The 1740-nt window shown below is 43.9% G+C and carries 3 protein-coding genes and 1 pseudogene; 2 read left to right on the forward strand and 2 right to left on the reverse strand.

Annotated elements, in window-relative coordinates:
- Window positions 1-123 precede the first annotated feature (123 nt).
- Window positions 124-855, reverse strand: coding sequence for an ABC transporter ATP-binding protein (locus GMD4S_RS08565; RefSeq protein WP_000889930.1), 732 nt, complete (start codon window positions 853-855; stop codon window positions 124-126).
- Between the two features lie 67 nt (window positions 856-922).
- Here GMD4S_RS08565 and GMD4S_RS08570 point away from each other — a divergent pair, with 67 nt between their 5' ends.
- Window positions 923-1333: an HIT family protein gene (locus GMD4S_RS08570; protein WP_001278326.1), complete on the forward strand. Its 411-nt coding sequence runs from the start codon at window positions 923-925 to the stop codon at window positions 1331-1333.
- 9 nt (window positions 1334-1342) lie between these two features.
- On the forward strand, window positions 1343-1630 hold the full coding sequence (locus GMD4S_RS08575) for a hypothetical protein (RefSeq protein ID WP_000777738.1): 288 nt from the start codon (window positions 1343-1345) through the stop codon (window positions 1628-1630).
- Window positions 1631-1656: 26 nt separating this feature from the next.
- Here GMD4S_RS08575 and GMD4S_RS12985 read toward each other — a convergent pair.
- Window positions 1657-1740: pseudogene (locus tag GMD4S_RS12985) on the reverse strand (DnaJ C-terminal domain-containing protein); the annotation flags it as partial.

A 1740-nucleotide genomic window follows, 5' to 3' on the forward strand; every position in this document is an offset into this window, starting at 1 on the left:
CGACCATCAACAAGTAATTGCTTCACTTCAAGATGCTTGCTCAAAGCATAGAATTGGCCTGCGCCTTGCAAATAAATATTACGTCCTTACGAAAAGCCTGCTTTCTCTTTAAAAACAAGTCTTTCATCGGTCCTCCTCTTTGGTCAGAGCCAAGTAAATATCATTCAAACTCGCTTCAGGCATGCCAAAGGCTTCGCGCAGTTGCTGGAGGTTCCCCTGAGCCCTCACCTCCCCCTTGTGGAGAATAACAAAGGCGTCACACATCTTCTCCGCCGAGTCCAGCACGTGGGTACTCATGAGGATAGACTTGCCTTTTTGCTTTTCTACTTCCAAAAGCTGAATCAAGTCAGAAATAGCCAGCGGATCGAGCCCAAGGAAAGGCTCATCCACGATAAAGAGGCTAGGATCTACCACAAAGGCACAGATAATCATGACCTTCTGCTTCATCCCTTTGGAGAAATGCACTGGAAACCAGTCCAATTTTTTATCCAGACGGAACATTTTTAACAAAGGTTCCACACGATCAAAAGCCACTTTTTGCTCAATACCATAGGCCATGGCAACCGTCTTGATATGCTCTCTGAGAGTCAATTCCTCATACAAGCTAGGGGTCTCAGGGATATAGCCAATCTGCTTGCGATAGCTGGTCGCATCTTCTCGCAGGGTGAAACCGTTAATCTTGATTTCCCCACTGTAAGGTGTCAACAGACCGATAATCTCATTGATAGTCGTTGATTTCCCAGCACCATTGAGACCAATCAAACCGACCAGCTGCCCACTTTCAACGGTAAAGGACACATCTTTCAAGACAGGGACGTGAACATAGCCACCTGTCAGGTTTTTAATTTCTAACATATTTTCTCCGAATCTGGTATAATGTAGCTATATTATATCAAAATTCAATACAGTAGAGGTGGATTTTATGTCAGATTGCATTTTTTGTAAGATCATCGCAGGGGAGATTCCTGCTTCAAAAGTATACGAGGATGAGCAGGTTCTTGCCTTTCTTGATATCTCTCAAGTAACACCTGGACACACCTTGGTCGTACCAAAAGAGCACTACCGCAATCTTTTGGAGATGGACGCTACCAGCGCCAGCCAACTCTTTGCCCAAGTGCCAACAGTGGCTCAAAAAGTCATGCAGGCTACCAAGGCTGTCGGCATGAATATCATTGCCAACTGCGAGGAAATTGCTGGTCAAACGGTCTTTCATACTCACGTGCACCTTGTACCTCGCTACGGTGCAGAAGATGATCTTAAGATTGACTTTATCGCCCACGAACCTGACTTTGACAAACTTGCCCAAGTCGCTGAAACTATTAGAAATGCCTAAGGAGATGCCATGAAACTATCCAATCTATTGCTATTTGCAGGTGCTGCAGCTGGAAGTTATTTTGTCGTGAAAAATCGCCAAGCCATTCAGGATGAAGTGCTAGATACAACTGACCGCGTCGAAGCTATCAAGGATGATTTGGATATCATCCAAAACAGCCTACAAATCATCGACCAACAAAAAGCCCTTATCAAGGAATACCAAAAAGATTTGACCTACAAGTTCAAAGTCTTGGAAAAAGATTTCCAGACTAGACTAGCTGTGATAAAAGAAACACAGGAGCTTGAGGATAAGTAAAAAAGAGCCCGATGGCTCTTTTTACTTTATTCTCCTTCAAAGGCATCTTTTATATGGTCAAAGAAGCCTTTTTTCTTTGGATTGACTTTCAAGTCACCTGCAGCTGCGAA

Source organism: Streptococcus sp. GMD4S (assembly GCF_000296955.1).